The organism is Sphingomonas sp. CCH9-F2 (assembly GCF_001556735.1).
Taxonomy (GTDB): domain Bacteria; phylum Pseudomonadota; class Alphaproteobacteria; order Sphingomonadales; family Sphingomonadaceae; genus Sphingomonas; species Sphingomonas ginsenosidimutans.
The window spans coordinates 1-18,376 of the sequence record NZ_LSJO01000389.1; the positions used below are offsets into that span (position 1 = coordinate 1).

Annotated in this window: 13 protein-coding genes; 9 read left to right on the forward strand and 4 right to left on the reverse strand. The window is 68.9% G+C overall.

The window, feature by feature from the left end; all coding sequences use genetic code 11:
* Both AX685_RS11240 and AX685_RS11245 read left to right on the forward strand, forming a co-directional pair.
* On the forward strand, positions 1-1,756 hold a 1,756-nt coding region (locus AX685_RS11240), incomplete at its 5' end, for a putative bifunctional diguanylate cyclase/phosphodiesterase (RefSeq protein ID WP_156445773.1).
* Positions 1,757-1,843: 87 nt separating this feature from the next.
* Positions 1,844-3,160, forward strand: a complete 1,317-nt coding sequence (locus AX685_RS11245; RefSeq protein WP_066488738.1) for a glycosyltransferase — start codon at positions 1,844-1,846, stop codon at positions 3,158-3,160.
* Between the two features lie 10 nt (positions 3,161-3,170).
* On the opposite strand, the gene AX685_RS11250 is transcribed toward AX685_RS11245, so the two are convergent.
* Positions 3,171-5,420, reverse strand: a complete 2,250-nt coding sequence (locus AX685_RS11250) for an O-linked N-acetylglucosamine transferase, SPINDLY family protein (RefSeq protein ID WP_066488694.1) — start codon at positions 5,418-5,420, stop codon at positions 3,171-3,173.
* Positions 5,421-5,550: 130 nt separating this feature from the next.
* On the opposite strand from AX685_RS11250, the gene AX685_RS11255 reads away from it, so the two are divergent.
* The 3 genes from AX685_RS11255 to kynA are packed head-to-tail and all read left to right on the forward strand — an operon-like array spanning position 5,551 to position 8,665.
* Entirely contained in the window at positions 5,551-6,624 is a 1,074-nt protein-coding gene (locus tag AX685_RS11255) for an AI-2E family transporter (RefSeq protein ID WP_066488697.1), read from the forward strand.
* On the forward strand, positions 6,621-7,814 hold the full coding sequence (gene kynU / locus AX685_RS11260; RefSeq protein WP_066488698.1) for a kynureninase: 1,194 nt from the start codon (positions 6,621-6,623) through the stop codon (positions 7,812-7,814). Before AX685_RS11255 ends, kynU begins: the two co-directional genes overlap by 4 nt.
* A complete protein-coding gene (gene kynA / locus AX685_RS11265; RefSeq protein WP_331710167.1) occupies positions 7,811-8,665 on the forward strand; it encodes a tryptophan 2,3-dioxygenase in 855 nt (284 codons plus the stop codon). The genes kynU and kynA overlap by 4 nt, the downstream gene beginning before the upstream one ends.
* Positions 8,666-8,667: 2 nt before the next feature.
* On the opposite strand, the gene AX685_RS11270 is transcribed toward kynA, so the two are convergent.
* Positions 8,668-10,173 carry an acyl-CoA synthetase gene (locus AX685_RS11270; RefSeq protein WP_066488741.1) on the reverse strand — a complete coding sequence of 502 codons (1,506 nt, stop codon included), beginning with the start codon at positions 10,171-10,173 and terminating at the stop codon, positions 8,668-8,670.
* A gap of 365 nt (positions 10,174-10,538) precedes the next feature.
* Between AX685_RS11270 and AX685_RS11275 the strand changes: the two genes are divergently transcribed.
* The 4 genes from AX685_RS11275 (at position 10,539) to AX685_RS11290 (ending at position 16,156) form a co-directional block, all read left to right on the forward strand.
* Positions 10,539-11,957: an aldehyde dehydrogenase family protein gene (locus AX685_RS11275; protein ID WP_066488699.1), complete on the forward strand. Its 1,419-nt coding sequence runs from the start codon at positions 10,539-10,541 to the stop codon at positions 11,955-11,957.
* A 175-nt stretch (positions 11,958-12,132) separates the two neighbouring features.
* Complete coding sequence (locus AX685_RS11280) at positions 12,133-13,380, forward strand: cytochrome P450 (RefSeq protein ID WP_231738810.1); 1,248 nt, start codon at positions 12,133-12,135, stop codon at positions 13,378-13,380.
* The gene (locus AX685_RS11285) at positions 13,377-13,820 is read left to right on the forward strand and encodes a nuclear transport factor 2 family protein (protein WP_066488701.1); all 444 of its coding nucleotides are present in this window, start codon (positions 13,377-13,379) and stop codon (positions 13,818-13,820) included. Before AX685_RS11280 ends, AX685_RS11285 begins: the two co-directional genes overlap by 4 nt.
* Before the next feature lie 65 nt (positions 13,821-13,885).
* Positions 13,886-16,156 (forward strand): TonB-dependent receptor, encoded by a 2,271-nt coding sequence (locus tag AX685_RS11290; protein ID WP_082740823.1) that lies wholly within the window; start codon positions 13,886-13,888, stop codon positions 16,154-16,156.
* A gap of 67 nt (positions 16,157-16,223) precedes the next feature.
* On the opposite strand, the gene AX685_RS11295 is transcribed toward AX685_RS11290, so the two are convergent.
* Positions 16,224-17,189: a LysR family transcriptional regulator gene (locus tag AX685_RS11295; RefSeq protein WP_066488704.1), complete on the reverse strand. Its 966-nt coding sequence runs from the start codon at positions 17,187-17,189 to the stop codon at positions 16,224-16,226.
* Between the two features lie 66 nt (positions 17,190-17,255).
* Positions 17,256-18,329, reverse strand: a complete 1,074-nt coding sequence (locus AX685_RS11300) for a nuclear transport factor 2 family protein (protein WP_066488706.1) — start codon at positions 18,327-18,329, stop codon at positions 17,256-17,258.
* Positions 18,330-18,376 lie beyond the last annotated feature (47 nt).

Below are 18,376 nucleotides of genomic sequence, written 5' to 3' on the forward strand. Positions count from 1 at the left end.
CGTGCCCGCCGATATCGCGCCGCTGCTGGCCGAACGCGGCGCAGCCGCGCGCGAATTCGCGGTGGAGGGCGCCGCGATGCTGGCCGCCGCGCAGCAGGATCCGGCCGCGATCAAGCGGCGGATGCCGCAATTCCTGGGCACGCTGAACCGGCTGGAGCAGGTACGCGCCGATTTGCGCCGCGCGCTGACGCACGGCATCGACGATGCGGTGGCGCGCAGCGCCTTCAAGGTGCGGCGCAACCGCCTGCACGTGCTGATCGGCGGAACCGCGATGCTGGCGGTGCTGCTGCTGCTGGTGATATGGATGCGCCAGACAGTGATCCGCCCGATCCTGGCGATCGCCGAACGGCTGCGCCAGTTCAACGCCGGTCAGGACGAGCGCGCGGACGTACCCGGAGCGGACCGCCCGGACGAGCTGGGAGAACTGGCGCGCGGGCTGGCCGAATATCGCCGTGCGATGCAGGAGCGGCGGCGGGCGGAACGGCGGGTGGCGTTCCTGGCGCATCATGACGTGATGACCGGCCTGCCCAACCGCCTGCTGTTCGAGGAGCGGCTGGCGCACGAGCTGGCGCGCAGCGCGCGCACCGGGGACACGGTGGCGGTGTTCGCGATCGACCTGGACGATTTCAAGGCGATCAACGACCGGTTCGGCCACGCCGGCGGCGACCGCGCGTTGAAGCGGGCGGCGCAGCTGCTGCGCGATGCGGCGCGCGGCGACGATCTGGTCGCGCGGCTGGGCGGCGACGAATTCGCGATCATCCAGGCCGCCGCGCAGCAGCCGCGCGCGGCCGAGGCGCTGTTGCAGCGGATCTTCGCTGCGCTGGCCGAAACCGCCAAGGAAGAGATCACGCTGCGGATGAGCGTGGGCATCGCGGTTTCCGGCCCCGACCAAGACTTCGAGGAGCTGTACAACCTGGCCGACATGGCGATGTATCGCGCCAAGTCCGAAGGGCGGAACACCGCGCGCTTCTTCGACGACCGGCTGAAGGAGGAAGTGCGGCTGCGTTGGCGGCTGGGCCGCGACCTGGACGGCGCGATCGACCGCGGCGAGATGCGGCTGCTGTTCCAGCCGATCGCCGATGCGCATACGCTGGCCACCACGGGTTACGAGGCGCTGCTGCGCTGGTCGCACCCGGAGCTGGGCGAGATCGCCCCCGACGTGTTCGTGCCCCTGGCGGAGGCGAGCGGCGATATCGCGGCGATTGGCCGCTGGGTCGCCGACAGCGCGATGGCGCATATCGCGCGCGTCGACCCGTCGCTGTCGATCGCGCTCAACCTGTCGCCGATCCAGTTCCGCGAACCGGCGCTGGCCGGCTATCTGCTGGCGACCGCCCGCCGCCACGGCATCGCGCCGGAACGGCTGGAATTCGAGGTGACCGAAAGCGCGACGCTGCTGGGTCACAACAGCGAGGCGGTGCTGGCGACGCTGCGCGAATTGCAGGCGCGCGGCGCGCGGGTGGTGATGGACGATTTCGGCACCGGTTATTCCAGCCTGGGCAATCTGCGCGAATTCCGGTTCGACAAGCTGAAGGTCGATCGCAGCTTCGTCATGTCGATGGCCGACCATGCGCCGTCGGCGTCGATCGTGCGCAGCGTCATCGCGCTGGGCCGCAGCCTGGGTATCCCCGTGGTGGCCGAGGGCGTGGAGACCGAGGCGCAGCTGGCGATGCTGCGGCAATGGGCGTGCGACGAGGTGCAGGGCTATCTGATCGGGCGGCCCGCGCCGCTGCCGCTGGCGCACGTCGTCGCCGCCTGACCGAAAGGCCGGCCCTTAGCGGCGTGTTAACCATATCCGCCCAGAATGCGCGCGTACGCGGCCGGCGCGCTTCATGGGACGATGCATGTGATACCCAAGATCCTGCACTTCATCTGGGTGGGCGACGAGACGATCCGTCCCGACAATTGCATCGACACCTGGCGCGCGCTCCATCCCGACTGGGACGTGCGCGTGTGGGGCAATGCCGAGCTGGAGGGCACCGACTGGGTCAACCGCCGCCACATGGCCGCGATGTGCGCGCGCGAGCTGAACGGCGTCGCGGACATGATGCGCTGGGAAATCCTGCACACGCACGGCGGGATCGTGATCGACGCCGACAGCATCTGCCTGCGCGCGCTGGACGACCATCTGCTGGATTGCGAGGCGTTCGCCTGCTGGGAGAACGAGATCGCGCGGCCGGGGCTGATCGCGGCGGGCTATTTCGGCAGCGTTCCGGCCAATCCGTTCGTGAAGCGGATCGTCGACGATATCGCCGCGATGCCCAGCGTCGTGGAGGACATGGCGTGGGTGACGGTGGGGCCGCAGCGGCTGACCGACAGCTATCGCCGCTACGCCTATTCCGCGCTGCGCATCTATCCCAGCCATTATTTCATCCCGACGCACTTCACGGGCCTGGCGTATCAGGGGCGCGACCCGGTCTATGCGCATCAATTCTGGGGATCGACGCGCGGCGTCTACGACCAGCTGCACGCCAGCGACGTGACCGCGGAAGCGACGGCGGTGGCCGCGCCAGCGCCCGTGCCGGTGCCCGTCGCGGCGGCGGCGGTCGATACCGTATCGCCGCTCGAATCGCGTCACGCCGCGCCGTGGGTGCAGCGCGTCGCGGTCAGCAGCGCGATCGCCACGCTGCCGCCCGCCGACGTGTTCGCGCACATGTGCGCGGGCAAGCGCGTGCTGCACATTGGCTGTGCCGCCGACGATGGCGCGCTGTATCGCCAGCTGGCGCCGGCGTGCGGGGTGCTGGACGGTTACGACCCCGATCTTGCCGCGCTCACGCGGCTGGCTCCCGATGCGGCGGGGCGGCTGGTGACGGAGTGGGACGAGATCGCCGGCCGCTACGACGTGGTGATCGCACCCGCGATGATGGCGCAGGTGCCCGATGCGGCGGCGTTCCTGGCGCGGCTGGAAACGATCGACGCGCCGTGCTTCTTCGTGGCGGTGCCCGACGTGTTCCAGTGCCGTGGTGAGCGGTTCGATTATAGCGCCGAGCGCCAGACCTTCGTCGAGGTGGTCCACCCCGGGCACCTCGCCTGGTACACACCCTATACGTTCGCGCAGACGATCCGCCGGTCGCGCGCGTTGACGATGGAGCAATTGTGGTTCTTCGACGGTGCGTCGCTGCTGGCGCTGCTGTCGAAACAGGACATGCAGCTGGCGGCCTGAGCCGCCGGCATCAGCCCGCGACGTCGAACGCGGCGGGCGGCGACCCGTCCAGCCGCCGGCGGTGCGCGGTGGCATAGGCGGCCTCGATCGCGCGGGCATGGCGCGCGGTATCGAACAGCGGCATTACCAGCCGGTTCGCCGCCAGCCGCGCGCGCAGCGCCGCCAGCGCCGCACGGTCGTTGGCCAGCGCCAGCGCGATCGCCTCATATTCCGCCTCGCTCTGCGCGACCAGTTCGGGCAGGCCGATCGCGGTCACCAGGCTGGCGCCGACGCGCGCGGCGAATTGCCGCCCGGCCAGCGTGAGTACCGGCACGCCGCCCCAGAAGGCGTCGCTGGCGGTGGTGTGCGCATTGACCGCGAAGGTATCGAGGAACAGGTCGGCGTGGACGTGGCGCGCCAGATGCTCGGCATGCGGCACCATGTCGGCGAAGACCAGCCGCCCCGGGTCGATGCCGCGCGCCGCCGCCTCGCGCCGCAGGTTCGCCTCCGCCCAGCGATTGGGGCGCAGCAGCCACAGCACTGCATCGGGGACGGCATGGAGCAGTCGCGTCCACAGGTCGAACTCGCGCGGGCCGATCTTGTACGGATGGTTGAAGCAGCATAGCACCAGCGCCTCGTCCGGCAGCCCGAACGTGGCGCGGCTGGTGTGCGCGGCATCGGCGATCGCGCGGCGATCGTCGTTGGCCTGATAGCTGCCGGGCAGGCGGATCACCTGTTCGCTGTAATCACGCTCCGCGCCCGGCGGGATCACCACCGCGTCCCCGATGATATAGTCGAGCGCGTCGCTGCCCAGCGATCCGGGATAGCCCAGCCAGCCGATCTGCACCGGGGCGATGCGATCGACGAACAGCGGCGCGCGTGCGCCCTTCGTATAGCCCTTGAGGTCGATCGCGATGTCGAGTGCATCGTCGCGGATGCGCGCGACCGCGGCGGCATCGTCCAGAGCCCGCACGTCGACGAAGGCGTCGAGGTGCGGGAGGATCGCCGCGCGCGCCGCGCTGCCCTCCCCGGGGCCGTAGTTGTAGGCGCGAACCTCGAACCGCGAACGGTCGTGTTCGCGCAGCAGCCCGGCCATCAGGTTGAGCGTGGCATGGTCGTAGAAATCGGCGGAGACATAGCCGATGCGGATCCGGGCATCGGCGCGCGGTGCGGCGGGGACCAGCGGCGGTGCGGTGCGCGCGAAGCTGGACTGCGCATAGACGCGCGCGCGGGCGAGCTGGCGCGCCGGATCGTCCTCGAACGGCAGCGCCACGAACGGTTCGATCACCCGGTCCGCCGCGGCCATCGCGATCGGCAGCGCGGCGAACGTGTCGCGCCCGCGCCAGTCGGCCATATAGGCTTCCAGGAACAGCAGGTGCGCGCGTGCGTGTGCATCGTCGGGATCGAGCGCGGTGGCGCGCGCCAGCGCGGCCTGCGCCTCGTCCAGCGCGCCGGCCATTTCGGCGGCCTGCCCCAGGTTGAGCCACGCCTTGAGGTTGCCGGGCGCGGCCTGCGTCGCGCGGCGGCAGGCGGCGAGGGCCTCCGCCGGGCGATCCAGCTCGATCAACAGCGACCCCATGTTGTTGAGGCCGTCGGCATGATCGGGCGCGAGGTCGAGCAGCGCGAGATAGCAGCGCAGCGCCGCAGGCGCATCGCGCGCGGCGCGGTGCAGGTTGGCGCGATTGTACCAGGCGGTGACGTGCCGCGGCGCCAGCGCCAGCGCGCGGTCATAGGCGGCGAAGGCATCGTCGAACCGCCGCTCCGCGCCCAGCAGGTTGGCGAGGTTGAAATGCGCATCGGCATGATCGGGCGCGGCGGCGATCGCGGCGCGATAGGCCGCCTCCGCTTCCGCCGCGCGGCCGGTACGGCGCAGCGCGACGCCCAGGTTGCTGTGATAGGCGCCCTCCGCCGGGGCGAGCGCGATCGCGGCACGCAACGCCGCGATCGCCGCCAGCGCATCGTCCCCCGCCAGCAGCGCGCCGCCCAGCAGCGCATGGACGCGCGCGTCGCGCGGGAAGGCGGCCGCAAGCGTGCGGGCGCCCGCCGCCGCGCCGGCATGATCGCCCGCGGCATAGAATGCGTGGAGCCGCGACAGCTCCGCGATCGGGGCGGCATCCGCCTCGGCCGCGCGCTGTGCCAGCCGGTCGGCGGCGACGCGCGCGCGCCGGTTGGCGGGGAAGCGCGCCAGCACCGCGTCCAGCACGCGCCGGGCCTCGGCCATGTCGCCGCGCTTTTCGGCGAGGGCCGCCTTGTGCAATGCGCTGTCGAGGCTGCCCGCCATGATGGACCTTTACCGATGATCGTCGTCGGGATGTAGGATGGCATGGTTAACGCGGCGTTAGGAGGCCGCCCGGAACCGCCGCGGCGCGACGCGGGTTCATCGCGCGATTGTTTGGGGGTAAGCGAACACGATGATCGATCCACGTCGCCTGGAGACGGGCGGATTCCTGCTGTTCCTGGCGCTGATCACGATCGGGCTGGCGACGATCGTGTCAGGCTTTGCTGGCGCATTGTTGTGGGCGACGCTGGCGGCGATCCTGTTCCAGTCGCTGTTTCGCTGGCTGCTGCCGCGCATCGGCGGGCGGCGCAACGCGGCGGCGGCGCTGACGCTGCTGATCATCACCGTCGCGGTGGTGGTGCCCGCGTTCCTGCTGGGAAGCCTGATCCTCGACCAGGCGATCGGCGTTTATGCCAAGGTGCGTTCGGGGCAGATCGACTTCGGCGAGTATTTCCGCCAGATCCGCGATGCGTTGCCGGTGCGGCTGCGCACCGCATTGGACAATGCAGGGTTCGGCACGTTCGAGCGCGCGCAGGCGCAGGTGTCGGAGCTGGCGAGCAACAGCGTGCAGACGCTGGCCAACCAGGCACTGTCGATCGGGCGCAACACCCTGTCGTTCCTGCTGGCGCTGGGCGTCGGACTGTATGCGACGTTCTTCCTGCTGCGTGACGGCGAGCGGCTGGGGCCGCAGGTACGCGACGCGCTGCCGGTCGAGCGCGGCGTTGCGGTGCGGCTGGTCGACAAGTTCGTGGCGGTGGTGCGCGCGACCATCAAGGGGTCGGTGATCGTCGCGCTGGTGCAGGGCGCGCTGGGGGCGATCACCTTCTGGATCGTGGGCGTGCCGGCGGCGCTGCTGTGGGGGTTGCTGATGGCGGTTGCGGCGTTGCTGCCGGCGATTGGCCCGGGCCTCGTCTGGGTGCCGGTGGCGGTATACCTGCTGGCGACGGGCGGGGTGTGGCAGGGCGTGGTGGTGATCGTGTCGGGCGTGCTGGTGATCGGGCTGGCCGACAATATCCTGCGCCCGATCCTGGTCGGCCGTGACACCGGCATCCCCGACTGGGTGGTGCTGGTGACGACGCTGGGCGGGATCGAGATGTTCGGACTCAGCGGCATCGTGGTCGGCCCGCTGGTCGCCGCGCTGTTCATCACCGGATGGCAGATCCTGACCGAGGAGCGGCGCGGCATCGCGACTGAGCCCGGGGCGTGACCGATTTCGCGGCGACCCGTGCGGCGTTCGACCTGCCGGAGGGGGTGATCTACCTCGACGGCAATTCGCTGGGCGTGTTGCCGCGCGGTGCGGCGGCGCGCGTGGAACGGACGATCCGCGGCGAATGGGGCGAACGGCTGATCCGCGCGTGGAACGATGCCGGTTGGATGACCCAGCCCGCGCGCGTTGGTGACCGGATCGCGCGGCTGATCGGTGCGCCGGGCGGCAGCGTCGTCGTCGGCGACACGCTGTCGATCAAGGTCTATCAGGCGCTGGCCGCGGCGCTGGCGCTGCGGCCCGGACGGCGCATCGTCCTGTCCGACAGCGGTAATTTTCCCACCGACCTGTATATCGCGCAGGGGCTGCTCGACACGCTGGGGCAGGGGCACGAACTGCGCGTCGTCGCCCCGGAGGAGGTCGCGGGCGCGATCACCGAGGAGGTCGCGGCGACGCTGCTGACCGAGGTGGATTACCGCACCGGCCGCCTGCACGACATGGCCGCGCTGACCCGCGCGGCGCATGATGCGGGCGCGCTGGCGATCTGGGACCTGGCGCATTCGGCGGGCGCGATCCCGGTCGACGTGACGCGTGCCGACGCCGATTTTGCTGTCGGGTGCACGTACAAATATCTCAACGGCGGGCCGGGCGCGCCGGCGTTCATCCATGTCGCGCCGCGCCATGCCGGCGTGGCGCGCCCGGCGCTGGCGGGATGGATGGGGCATGAGGCGCCGTTCGCGTTCGATGCGGCCTATCGCCCCGGCGCGGGGATCGAGCGGATGCGCGTCGGCACCCCGCCGGTGATCGCGCTCGCCGCGCTGGAGGCGGCGCTTGACGTATGGGACATGGTCGACATGCGCGACGTCCGCGCCGCATCGCTGCGGCTGTCGGAACGCTTCATCGCCGAGGTGGAGGCGCAGTGCCCGGCGCTGGAACTGGCCAGCCCGCGCGACGGTGCCCGGCGCGGCAGCCAGGTGTCGTTCCGCCATCCGCAGGCCTATCCGGTGATGGCGGCGCTGATCGACCGCGGCGTGATCGGCGACGTGCGCGCGCCCGATATCCTGCGCTTCGGCTTCACCCCGCTGTACCTGAGCGAGGACGAAGTGGTGCGCGCCGCGGGGGTGCTGGCGCAGATCATGCGCGAGGGGACGTGGCGCGAGGCGCGCTTCCAGCAGCGGCAGGCGGTGACGTGAGCGACGAGGGCACCCCGCCTGACCCCGCCCCGGCCGATCCGGCCGCCGACGGTGCGCAGATGTCGTTCCGCGGCCGCATGTCCTATGGCGACTATCTGTCGCTCGACACGATCCTCGACGCGCAGCGCCCCTTGTCGCGGGCGCATGACGAACTGCTGTTCATCGTCCAGCACCAGACCAGCGAATTGTGGCTCAAGCTGGCGCTGCACGAGATGGAGGCGGCCTGCACCGCGATCGCGACCGACCGGCTGGACGTGGCGTTCAAAATGCTGACGCGGGTGGCGCGCATCTTCGAACAGCTGAACGGCGCGTGGGACGTGCTGCGCACGATGACGCCGTCGGAATATTCGGAGTTCCGCGACGCGCTCGGCCAGTCGTCGGGATTTCAGTCGTATCAGTATCGCGCGGTCGAATTCGTCGCGGGCAATCGCAACGCCGCGATGTTGAAACCGCACGCGCATCGCCCCGACCTGGAGGCGCGGCTGCGGGCGATCCTGGCGCGTCCCAGCCTGTATGACGAAGCGATCCGGCTGCTGGCGCGGCGCGGCTTTGCGGTGGAGGCGGAGCGCGCCGACCTGTCGCAGCCGCGCGCCGACAGCGATGCGCTGGTCGCGGCCTGGGCGCGCGTCTATGCCGATCCCGCGGGGCAGTGGGACCTGTATCAGCTGGCCGAGAAGCTGGTCGATTTCGAGGATTACTTCCGGCGCTGGCGGTTCAACCACGCCACCACGGTGGAACGGATCATCGGATCGAAGCGCGGCACCGGGGGCACATCCGGCGTCGCCTATCTGCGGCGGATGCTCGACGTGGTGCTGTTCCCGGAATTGTGGCGCGTCCGCACGGAGATGTGACGTTAGGCGCGGACCGCAGGCGCGGGCCAGTAGCGTTCGCGGACCAGCCGTTTCAGCAGCTTGCCCGTCGGATGGCGCGGCAGCTCCGGTACGAAGTCGATCTGCCGTGGTTGCTTGATCCGGCCGATCCGCCCTTGCAGCCACTCGGTCAGCTCCGCGGCCAGCGCCGGCCCGGCATCCGCCCAGTCGCCGGGCTGCACCACCGCGACGACCCGCTCGCCCATTTCCTCATCGGGTGCGCCAATGACCGCGACGTCCATCACCTTGGGATGCGCCACGATCGCATCCTCGATCTCCTGCGGGTAGATGTTCACCCCGCCGGAGATGATCATGAAACTTTGTCGGTCGGTGAGGTAGAGATAGCCGTCGGCATCGACATGGCCGACATCGCCCAGTGTCGTCCAGCCGTGGTGGTTGCGACTGGCGGCGGTCTTGGCGGGATCGTTGTGATATTCGAACGCCGGGCCGTCCGCGAAGTATATCGCGCCCGTCTCGCCCGGCGGCAACGGCTCGCCATCCTCGTCGCAGATGCGAATCGTCCCCCACACCGCGCGGCCGACCGAGCCGGGACGCTCCAGCCATTCCTGCGGCCCGATCGTGGTCAGGCCGTTCGCCTCCGTGCCGGCATAGAATTCATGGACGATCGGGCCGAGCCACGCGATCATCGCCTGCTTGACGTCGACCGGGCAGGGTGCGGCGGCATGATAGGCGACGCGCAGCGACGACAGGTCGTGACGCTCCCGCACGTCCTCGGGCAGTTTGAGCATGCGAATGAAATGCGTCGGCACGAACTGCGCATGGGTGACGCGATATCGCTCGATCAGCGCGAGCGCGGCGGCGGCGTCGAACTTCTCCATGACGATGGCGGTGCCGCCCAGCTTGTGCACCGCCATGCACCAGCGCAGCGGCGCCGAATGATAGAGCGGCGCGGGCGACAGGAACGTCATGTCCGGCCCCATGCCGAAGGTGGTGCGCCCGAATTCGGTCAGCGCATTGGACTGGTCCAGCGACCCTTCGGGCAGCGGCGGGCGGATGCCCTTGGGTTGGCCGGTGGTACCGGACGAATAGAGCATGTCCATGCCCGGCGCCTCGTCGGCGATCGGGTGCGTCGGGAAGGCCGCGCGCTCGCCCACGAAATCGCGCGCGCCGGGGGCGAAGACGATCTCCACCGCATCGCTCATTTCGGGCGCGACGGCGGCGGTCGACACCAGCACGCGCGACCCCGAATCGCGGACTATGAAGGCGATCTCCGGCGGGGCGAGCCGGGTCGAGATGCAGGTGTAGTAAAGCCCGGCGCGCTGCGCCGCCCACACGATCTCGAAGAAGCGGGCGTCGTTCTCCAGCATCAGCGCGATGCCGTCGCCGCGCCGCAGCCCCAGCGCGCGCAACAGGTGCGCGCCTTGCGAGGAGCGTTCGTCCAGTTGGCGATAGGTGACGGTCTCACCCGAGGGCGCCATGATATAGGCGGGGCGATCGGGCACGGTCTGCGCATGGATCGACGGATGCATCAGCGCGCCCGCCTGCCGGTGACATGCCGCAAGTCCATGGTCGTCCTTCTCCCCAGCCGATCTCTCGTCGTGTCGGCGACCGATGGGGTAGATGCGGGGATACGCGCCGGTCCAATCGGCGTTGCGCCGCGATCGATCGGCGCGCGCGATGAATGGCCCGCCGATCCATTGATCGGCAACCGCGATGACTGGCGAAGCAGGATTGATTTGACGACGGCGGGACCGCGTCTCAGTCTGCGATCGAACCGGCGGGGACGGCCAGGTCGAGAGGATCGGATGCAGCCATGCGACGCGCACGCGCAGCGTCGAACCGGCCGCTGCCGCGCGCGACGATGCCGACCGCCCGAGCAGGAGAGCGACGCGACATGGAACCCTATCATCCGGCCATGACCATCGACGGCAAGGCTGCCGTTGCCGACCGCTGGATCGACGTCGTCAATCCGGCGACCGAGGAGGTGATCGGTCAGGTTCCCGATTGTTCGCGCGCGCAGCTGGACGAAGCGGTCGCCGCGGCGCGTGCCGCCTATCCGGCATGGCGCGACACGCCCTATGCCGATCGCCAGGCGGCGCTGGGGCGGATCGCTGCGACGCTGATGACCCATGCCGAGGAACTGCAGCGGCTGCTGACCGCCGAACAGGGCAAGCCGCTGGCCGATGCGCTGGGCGAGATCCAGGCGGGCGCGTGGTGGATCGGCGAGGTGGCGAAGAACGAGCTGCCCGTCACCGTGACCGACGCGATGCCAGGGCAGCGCAGCACGACGCGGCACGTCCCGCTAGGAGTGGTCGGCGCGATCGTGCCGTGGAATTTCCCGGTGCTGCTGGCGCTGTGGAAGATCGGGCCTGCGCTGCTGACCGGCAATACGATGGTGCTCAAGCCGTCGCCGTTCACCCCGCTGGCGACGCTGCGGCTGGCCGAGCTGCTGCGCGACCAGCTGCCCGCGGGCGTGCTCAACATCGTCACCGGCGGCGACCAGCTCGGGCCGTGGCTGACCGAGCATCCGGGGATCGACAAGATCAGCTTCACCGGATCGACCGCGACCGGGCGACGCGTGATGGCGAGCGCGGCGGCGAATCTGAAGCGGCTGACGCTGGAGTTGGGCGGCAACGATGCCGCGATCGTGCTGGACGACGTGGATGTCGATGCGATCGCGGAGCCGCTGTTCTGGGCGGCGTTCAAGAACAGCGGGCAGGTGTGCGTCGCGGCCAAGCGCATCTATGTCGACGCCAGGGTCTATGACGCGCTGGCCGCCGCGCTGGTGCGCGTCGCGCGCGACGTGGCGATGGGCGACGGCACCGCGCAGGGCGTGACGCTGGGACCGGTGCAGAACCGCCAGCAGTTCGAACGGGTCAAGGCGCTGGTCACCGATTCGCGCGATGCCGGGCACCGGTTCCTGACCGGCGGCGGCGAATGGGACGGCGCGGGTTACTTCGTACCCGCCACAATCGTCGACAATCCGCCCGAACAGTCGCGCGTGGTGCAGGAGGAGGCATTCGGCCCGATCGTGCCGTTATTGCGGTTCGACGATCTGGAGGATGCGATCGCGCGCGCCAATGTGTCCGAATATGGCTTGGCGGGATCGGTGTGGTCGTCGGACCCGGCACGCGCCGCCGACGTCGCCGCGCGGCTGGAAACGGGCACGGTGTGGGTCAATTCGGCGCAGAACCTGACGCCCTATGCCGCCTTCGCCGGTGCCAAGCAGTCAGGCTTCGGCGTGGAGAACGGGCTGGAGGGGCTGCTGGAATTCACCACGCCGCAAACGATCCACACCGCACACGCCGCCTAGGCGCACCGGCACTCACAAGCAACCGGATGGACCGGCGCGCGCGTGTCGGCGCGCCCGTCCGCGCGTGCGTGCAGCAGGATGCGAGCGATCGGCAGCGGCGATGAATGGGTTGATAATGCCGATTGGACGCACAGGCGGCACCCGCGCAACCCGCCAGGCGGAGAGGAGACAAAGCGTGGAACAGACGCTGTCGCGCAACATCGACGAGATCATCGTCGATCCCCGGACCTATGGGGACGAACACAGCTATCACGACGCGTTTCGCTGGTTGCGCGCCAACGATCCCGTCCATTATACGACGCCTGAACTGTACCGGCCGTTCTGGGCCGTGACGCGGCACGCCGATATCATGGCGGTGGAGATCAACGCGAAGAACTTCCTGAATGATCCGCGCCAGTTCCTGGTGACGGCGAAGGACGAGGACCTGCTCTTCGAACAGACCGGCAGTCGCAAGTTCGCCGAGAATCTGGTCGCGATGGACGACCCCAAGCATCGCGCCTATCGCGCGCTGACCTCCGCGTGGTTCGGGGCCAAGAGCCTGAAGAGCCTGGAGGACGAGATCAACGCGCTGGCGCGCGAGACCGTTGACAAGATGATCGACATGGGCGGCGAATGCGATTTCGCGGCGGAGATCGCGGCATGGTTCCCGCTGCGCACGATCATGATCGTGCTGGGCGTCCCGCGTGAGGACGAGCCGCTGATGCTGCATCTGTCGCAGAAGCTGTTCGGCGCCGTCGGCGGAGTGGAGGGGATGGCCGGGATGGTCGACGCCTTCAACGCTTTCAACGATTACTTCAGCAAGGTCACGCAGGATCGCCGCAGCAACCCGCGCAACGACGTCGCGACGATCCTGGCCAATGCCACCATCGACGGCGAACCGATCGGCGAGGCGGAGCGCAACGCCTATTATTTGATCGTTGCCGCCGCAGGGCACGATACGACCAGTTCGTCGATCTCCGGCGGGTTGCTGGCGCTGATCCAGAACCCGGCGGAGATGGCGAAGCTGCGTGCCGACCCGGCGCTGATCGGCAAGGCGGTGGATGAATTCATCCGTTGGACGACGCCGGTGAAGCACTTTTTCCGCACCGCCGTGGAGGAGTGTGAGCTCGGTGGCAAGACGATCCGGGCCGGCGACAATCTGATGATGTGCTACCCGTCCGCCAATCGTGACGAGGCCGCATTCGAGGCGCCGTTCGAATTCCGCGTCGACCGCCCCGATGCGCGCAAGCATCTGGCGTTCGGCTATGGCCCGCACACCTGCCTTGGCAATGCGCTGGCGAAGCTGGAGATCCGCATCCTCTATACCGAAATGCTGCGCCGGATCGACGATTTCCAGCTGGCCGGCGACCCGAAATGGGTGGAGGCGAGCTTCGTGTCGGGGCTGAAGAGCCTGCCGGTCCGTTACCGGGCGGCCGCCGCGTGACCCCGGCGCGCCAACTGGCGGAGCGGTTCGGCGATCCCGCGGCGATGCGGTCGCTCTACGCGCCCGACGTCGTCTGGCTGATCTCCGCCTCGCTCGGCGTGCCCCGGCTGGAGGGGGTGGAGGCGGTGGCCGCGTTCAACATGCAGGTGTGGACCGAACATCACCGCCCCGACTGCACCGTCACGATTCTGGACGAGGCGGGCGATGATCACCGTAGCGCGGTGCGCTTCACCTATCGTGCCTGGTCGCATTTCCGCGGCGACTGGTACGAGAACGAATATTCGCTGTTCGTCCGCGCCGACGATGCCGGCATCCGCCATGTCGCCGAGGCGTTCGACACCGCCGCGACGATCGATTTCCTGGCGGGCCGCGCCGCGGGATCGGCTTGGGCGACGGTCGGCGGGGACGCGGGCGATCGCGTCGGTGCGCTGGGGCGGTAGCTGCAACACATATCACGATAACGACGGCGCCAGCGAATGTCGCCGCACTGAAAAGGAGAGGAAACATGAAGCACCTGGCATGGGCCATGCTGGCCGCCACAACCGCGCTCCATCCCGTCGCCGCGTTGGCGCAGGATCAGCAGCCCGCGCCAGTGGTCGGTACGGCGCCCGAGACCGCGCCCGCCGCGACGCAGGACGACGGCGCCGCGAACGACATCATCGTGACCGCCAACCGCCGCGAACAGACCGTATTGTCGGTGCCGATCGCGATTTCGGCGGTGGGCGGCGCTGCGCTGGCGACCAAGGGGATCGTCAATTCCGCGAACCTGTCGGACGCGGTCCCCAACCTTCAGGTCAGCAGCCCCTACGGCAATACGCAGCCGAACTTCTCGTTGCGTGGCATTTCCGTGGCCAACGAATATAATTCGAACCAGGCATCGCCTATCGGCGTCTATATCGACGACGTCTATATGGCGAGCCGGTCGTCGCACGGCATGGGTCTATTCGATCTGGACCGTGTCGAGGTGCTGCGCGGCCCGCAGGGTACGCTGTTCGGGCGCAACACCACCGGCGGTGCGATCAACTTCATCACGCGCGGCCCGTCGTTGAACGGCAATGAAGGCTATGCCGAGGTCGGCTACGGCAATTACAACAGCTGGACCGCGCAGGGCGCGATCGAGACCACGATGGTCGAGGACCAGCTGGGTCTCAGGATCGCGGGAAATTACGTGCGCAGCGACGGGCTGTTCGAGAACGTCTATCCCGGCGGGCGCGACCCGAACCGGCAGAACACGCTGCAGGGTCGCGCGACGCTGCGCATCAATCCGGGCAGCGGCCCGCTCGACATCAAGATCAAGATCTATGGCGGGCGCGACCACGGCACGCAGGCGGCGATCCACGGCCTGTTGTCCGCGCGCAGCGGACTCGACTTCTTCCAGGTGAACGAGAATCGCATCGGTCTGAACCGTACCGACGCCTACGGCATTTCGGCGAACATCCGCTACGAACTGTCGCCCAACCTCAGCTTCACGTCGATCACGTCGCGCGACGGCGGGTCGCAATATATCCAGCAGGCGGCCGACGGATCGCCGTTCGACATCCTCGACGTGTGGTGGCAGTCGAAGTTCGGGCAGTTCAGCGAAGAGGCGCGGTTCAACTACAGCGCCAAGGGGCTGAACCTGGTCGGTGGCGTATTCTACGGCTGGGATCGTGTCGTCACCGACAACGACTTCGGCATCGGCAGCGTGTTCGGCCCCGGCACCAGCGGCGGCTTCTTCCAGCATTACCGTCAGGAGCGCCGGTCCTACGCCGTGTTCGCGCAGGGCGATTACGAGATCGCGCCGCGCCTGACGCTGACGCTGGGCGCGCGCTATACCTGGGACCGGCTGCAATATCGCGACGGCTACGCCTTCCTCTATGCCGGTTATGTCGACACGGTGAAGACGCCACTGGCGACGACCGTGCCGTGCGCGGGCCAGCCGGGGACGTGCGCGTACAACCCCGATGCGACCTTCGCCACCAACGGGCGCAACAACGCGCTGACCGGCCGCGCGTCGCTGTCCTATCAGTTCGACAACGGGCCGTTGATCTACGCCAGCTACAACCGCGGCTACCGGTCGGGCGCGTTCAACGGGGGCAGCTACACGTCGTCCTCGGGTATCAATTTCGTCGATCCCGAGCGCGTGAACGCCTATGAAATCGGGACCAAGGGCCGGTTCATCGACAACGCGCTGACACTGTCGGCGGCAGGCTTTTACTATGATTATTCGAAGCAGCAGCTGCAGGATCTGCGCCCCGGCCCGGTCGGCATCCTGGTCAACGCGCCCAAGTCGGAGGTTTATGGCGCGGAGGTCGAGAGCAATCTGCGCCTGGGCCGCGCGCTGACGATCAACGCGGCGGTCGGCTACCTGCATGCCAAGTACAAGGAGCTGATCTTGCAGGGCGCGAACCTGGCGGGTAACGACCTCCCGTTCGCGCCGCGTTGGACCGTGCAGGGGGGCGTCGACCTGAAGCTGTTCGACACCGGCAGTTCGAAGCTCGTCTTCTCGCCGAACGTCGTCTATTTCAGCCGGCAATTCTTCACTCCGCTGAACGAGACCAACGCCCCCGGTTCCGCGCAGCAGAATGCCGAACTGCAACAGCGCGCCTATGCCAAGGTCAACGCGACGGCGGCGTGGACGATCGGGCGCTTCACGATCAAGGGGTTCGTCAACAACCTGCTCGACCGAAAGACCTACGTGTATGGTCTCGACCTGCGCGGGGCGGGCTTCCCCTATCCGTTCCTGACGCCCGCTGCGCCGCGGACGTTCGGTGGGGCGGTGCGGGTCGCGTTCTGATGACGATGCCGGCCCGGTGTGCGGTGTCGCGCGATCGGGCCGGCAGGGTGCCGGCAGCCGCGAGGGGTCAGGCGGCGCGGGCGGCTTCGCCGTCGCGCCCGGCCTGCCAGCGCTGCGCGAAGGCGAAGAACTGGCGCGCGGCACGATTGGTACCGACCCCGAGCACCACCGAGAAATCGAGGAAGAAGTCCATCCCCTCGACCGGTCGCGATACCAGCCCGGCCGGGACCGGGAACCACCCGATCCCCATTGCGCAGATGCCGCGCCGCTCGGCATAGCGCTCCACCGCCAGCGCATTGCCTTCCGACGGAATCACCGCATCGGCACCACAGGCGGCGAAGAACGTCTCGATCGGATGGGTGATGGCGGCGCCGTGCTCGTGGCCCAGCATCGCGACGCACTGGCCGCGAAGCGCGGCGCGCGGGATCACGACATGCGACGCCAGCGACGAATCGCGCGGCACCAGCAGCGTCATCGGCTGGCGGCGCAGCACGACGCGGTCCAGCGTCTCGGGATATTGGGTTTCGTTGTAGATCGCGCCCGCGGTCGCATCCGGTCCGTGCCACGGTGCGCTCAAGCCCAGCAGCACGGACGCATCGAGCCGTTCGTTCAGCAGGTCGGGAATCTGCGCGCTTTGCAGGCGATTGTCGATCACGAAGTCGATCTGCGGATGCTCGGCGGCGAACGCGTCGAGCAGCGCGACCCGTTCGGGAATGTCCATGGTGTACATCGCCGCGCCCAGCCGGAATTGCGTGCGCCCCGCGACCTGCATCGCTTCCACTTCGTGGCGCACGACGTCGGCCTTGACCAGCAGCGCGTCGACCAACGGCAGCAGCCGCGCTCCGTGGCTGGTCAGCGTGATGCTGCGCGTGGTGCGGTGGAACAGCGGGTGGCCGATCGCCTGCTCCAGTTCCTTGAGCTGCCCCGAAACGGTCGGCTGGGTCAGGTTCAGCCGTTCCGCGGCGCGCGTGACCGATCCTTCGGCGGCGATCGCGGCGAAGCTGCGCAACAGGCGCAGTTCCGGGTGAAACATCTCAACCTCTCCAGCCCGGCCGATAATCCGCCGTCGTGCCCAGGATAGCACAATGGCGACCATCGTCTATGCGCTGGGCGTGGTCACCAGGGCGGACATGGCGTCGCTGTGCCATTCGTAGCTGGCCTGGACGCGCGTTTCTTCGGCGAAGTCGTTGAAGGGCGACGACAATCGTGCCGGTCCGGTGAAGGCGAGTTCGTGATCGCCGTCGCGCCAGCCGAACGTCAGCACGCCCTCGCCCGCCACTGCCGCGGCATCGGCACCGTCGAACAGCAGCGTGACGCATCCATGCGCGGCGCCGCGCGAATCGATCGTCACCGCCGCGTCGGCCACCGCCGCGTGCAGCCCGTCGCGCTCGAATGTCCCGAACGTGTCGGCCAGCCGGTGGAGCGCCGGCGGCAGGAAGGGGCCGTCGGCACGCGCCGGTGCCACGTCGGCCGACAGCGCAACCGCGGCGTTGACCAGGCCGGACCGTTCGAGCGCGATCGACAGGTTGGCGACCGCCACCCCCTCCAACCCGATCGCTGGCGCCTGTGTATCCGCCAGCGTCAGCGACAGCGGCGTCGCCGGCTTGCCCGGCGCGAAGCGCGCGCAGGGCGCGTCGCCGTCCGGCGTGGGTGCGCCCAGAAGCTGGGTCAACCAGTGCGTCAGCCCCGTGGTTTCGGCCGGAACCAGCAGGGTACCGGTCGCACGCTGCCCTTCCACCGCGACATCGGCGTGGACCAGCGGCAGCGCGACGGGTGCGCCGGCTCCGCCACCGAAGTGCGCGCCCAGCGACTTCGACAGTCCCCAGCGCCCGTCCATGTAGGTGGAGTTCCACACCTCCGCGATGCGGCCATCCACCACACGGAACACCTCAATCCCGCACAATTTCCAGTTCGGGTCGCGCCCTGTGACGTTCCACACCAACGTCACATACTCATCGTCGCCGGCCAGCACGACTTCCTCGAAGACGGGGCGCAGCTCCTCGTAATTGTGGCGCATCCGGGCGCGCTGTTCGGCGTGGCTCAGCCGCACCTCGCGATTGGCATCGTGGCGGATGATCGGATCGGCGCACAGCTCCGGAATCCAGTCGTCGCGCCCCTCGGTCCAGGCCTGGACGCCATACGCCCTGACGATGTCGACGGCCGATCGTGCCACGCGCTGCTCTCCTGTCGTTTCTTCTTGTCAGAACGTGATGGCGGCGC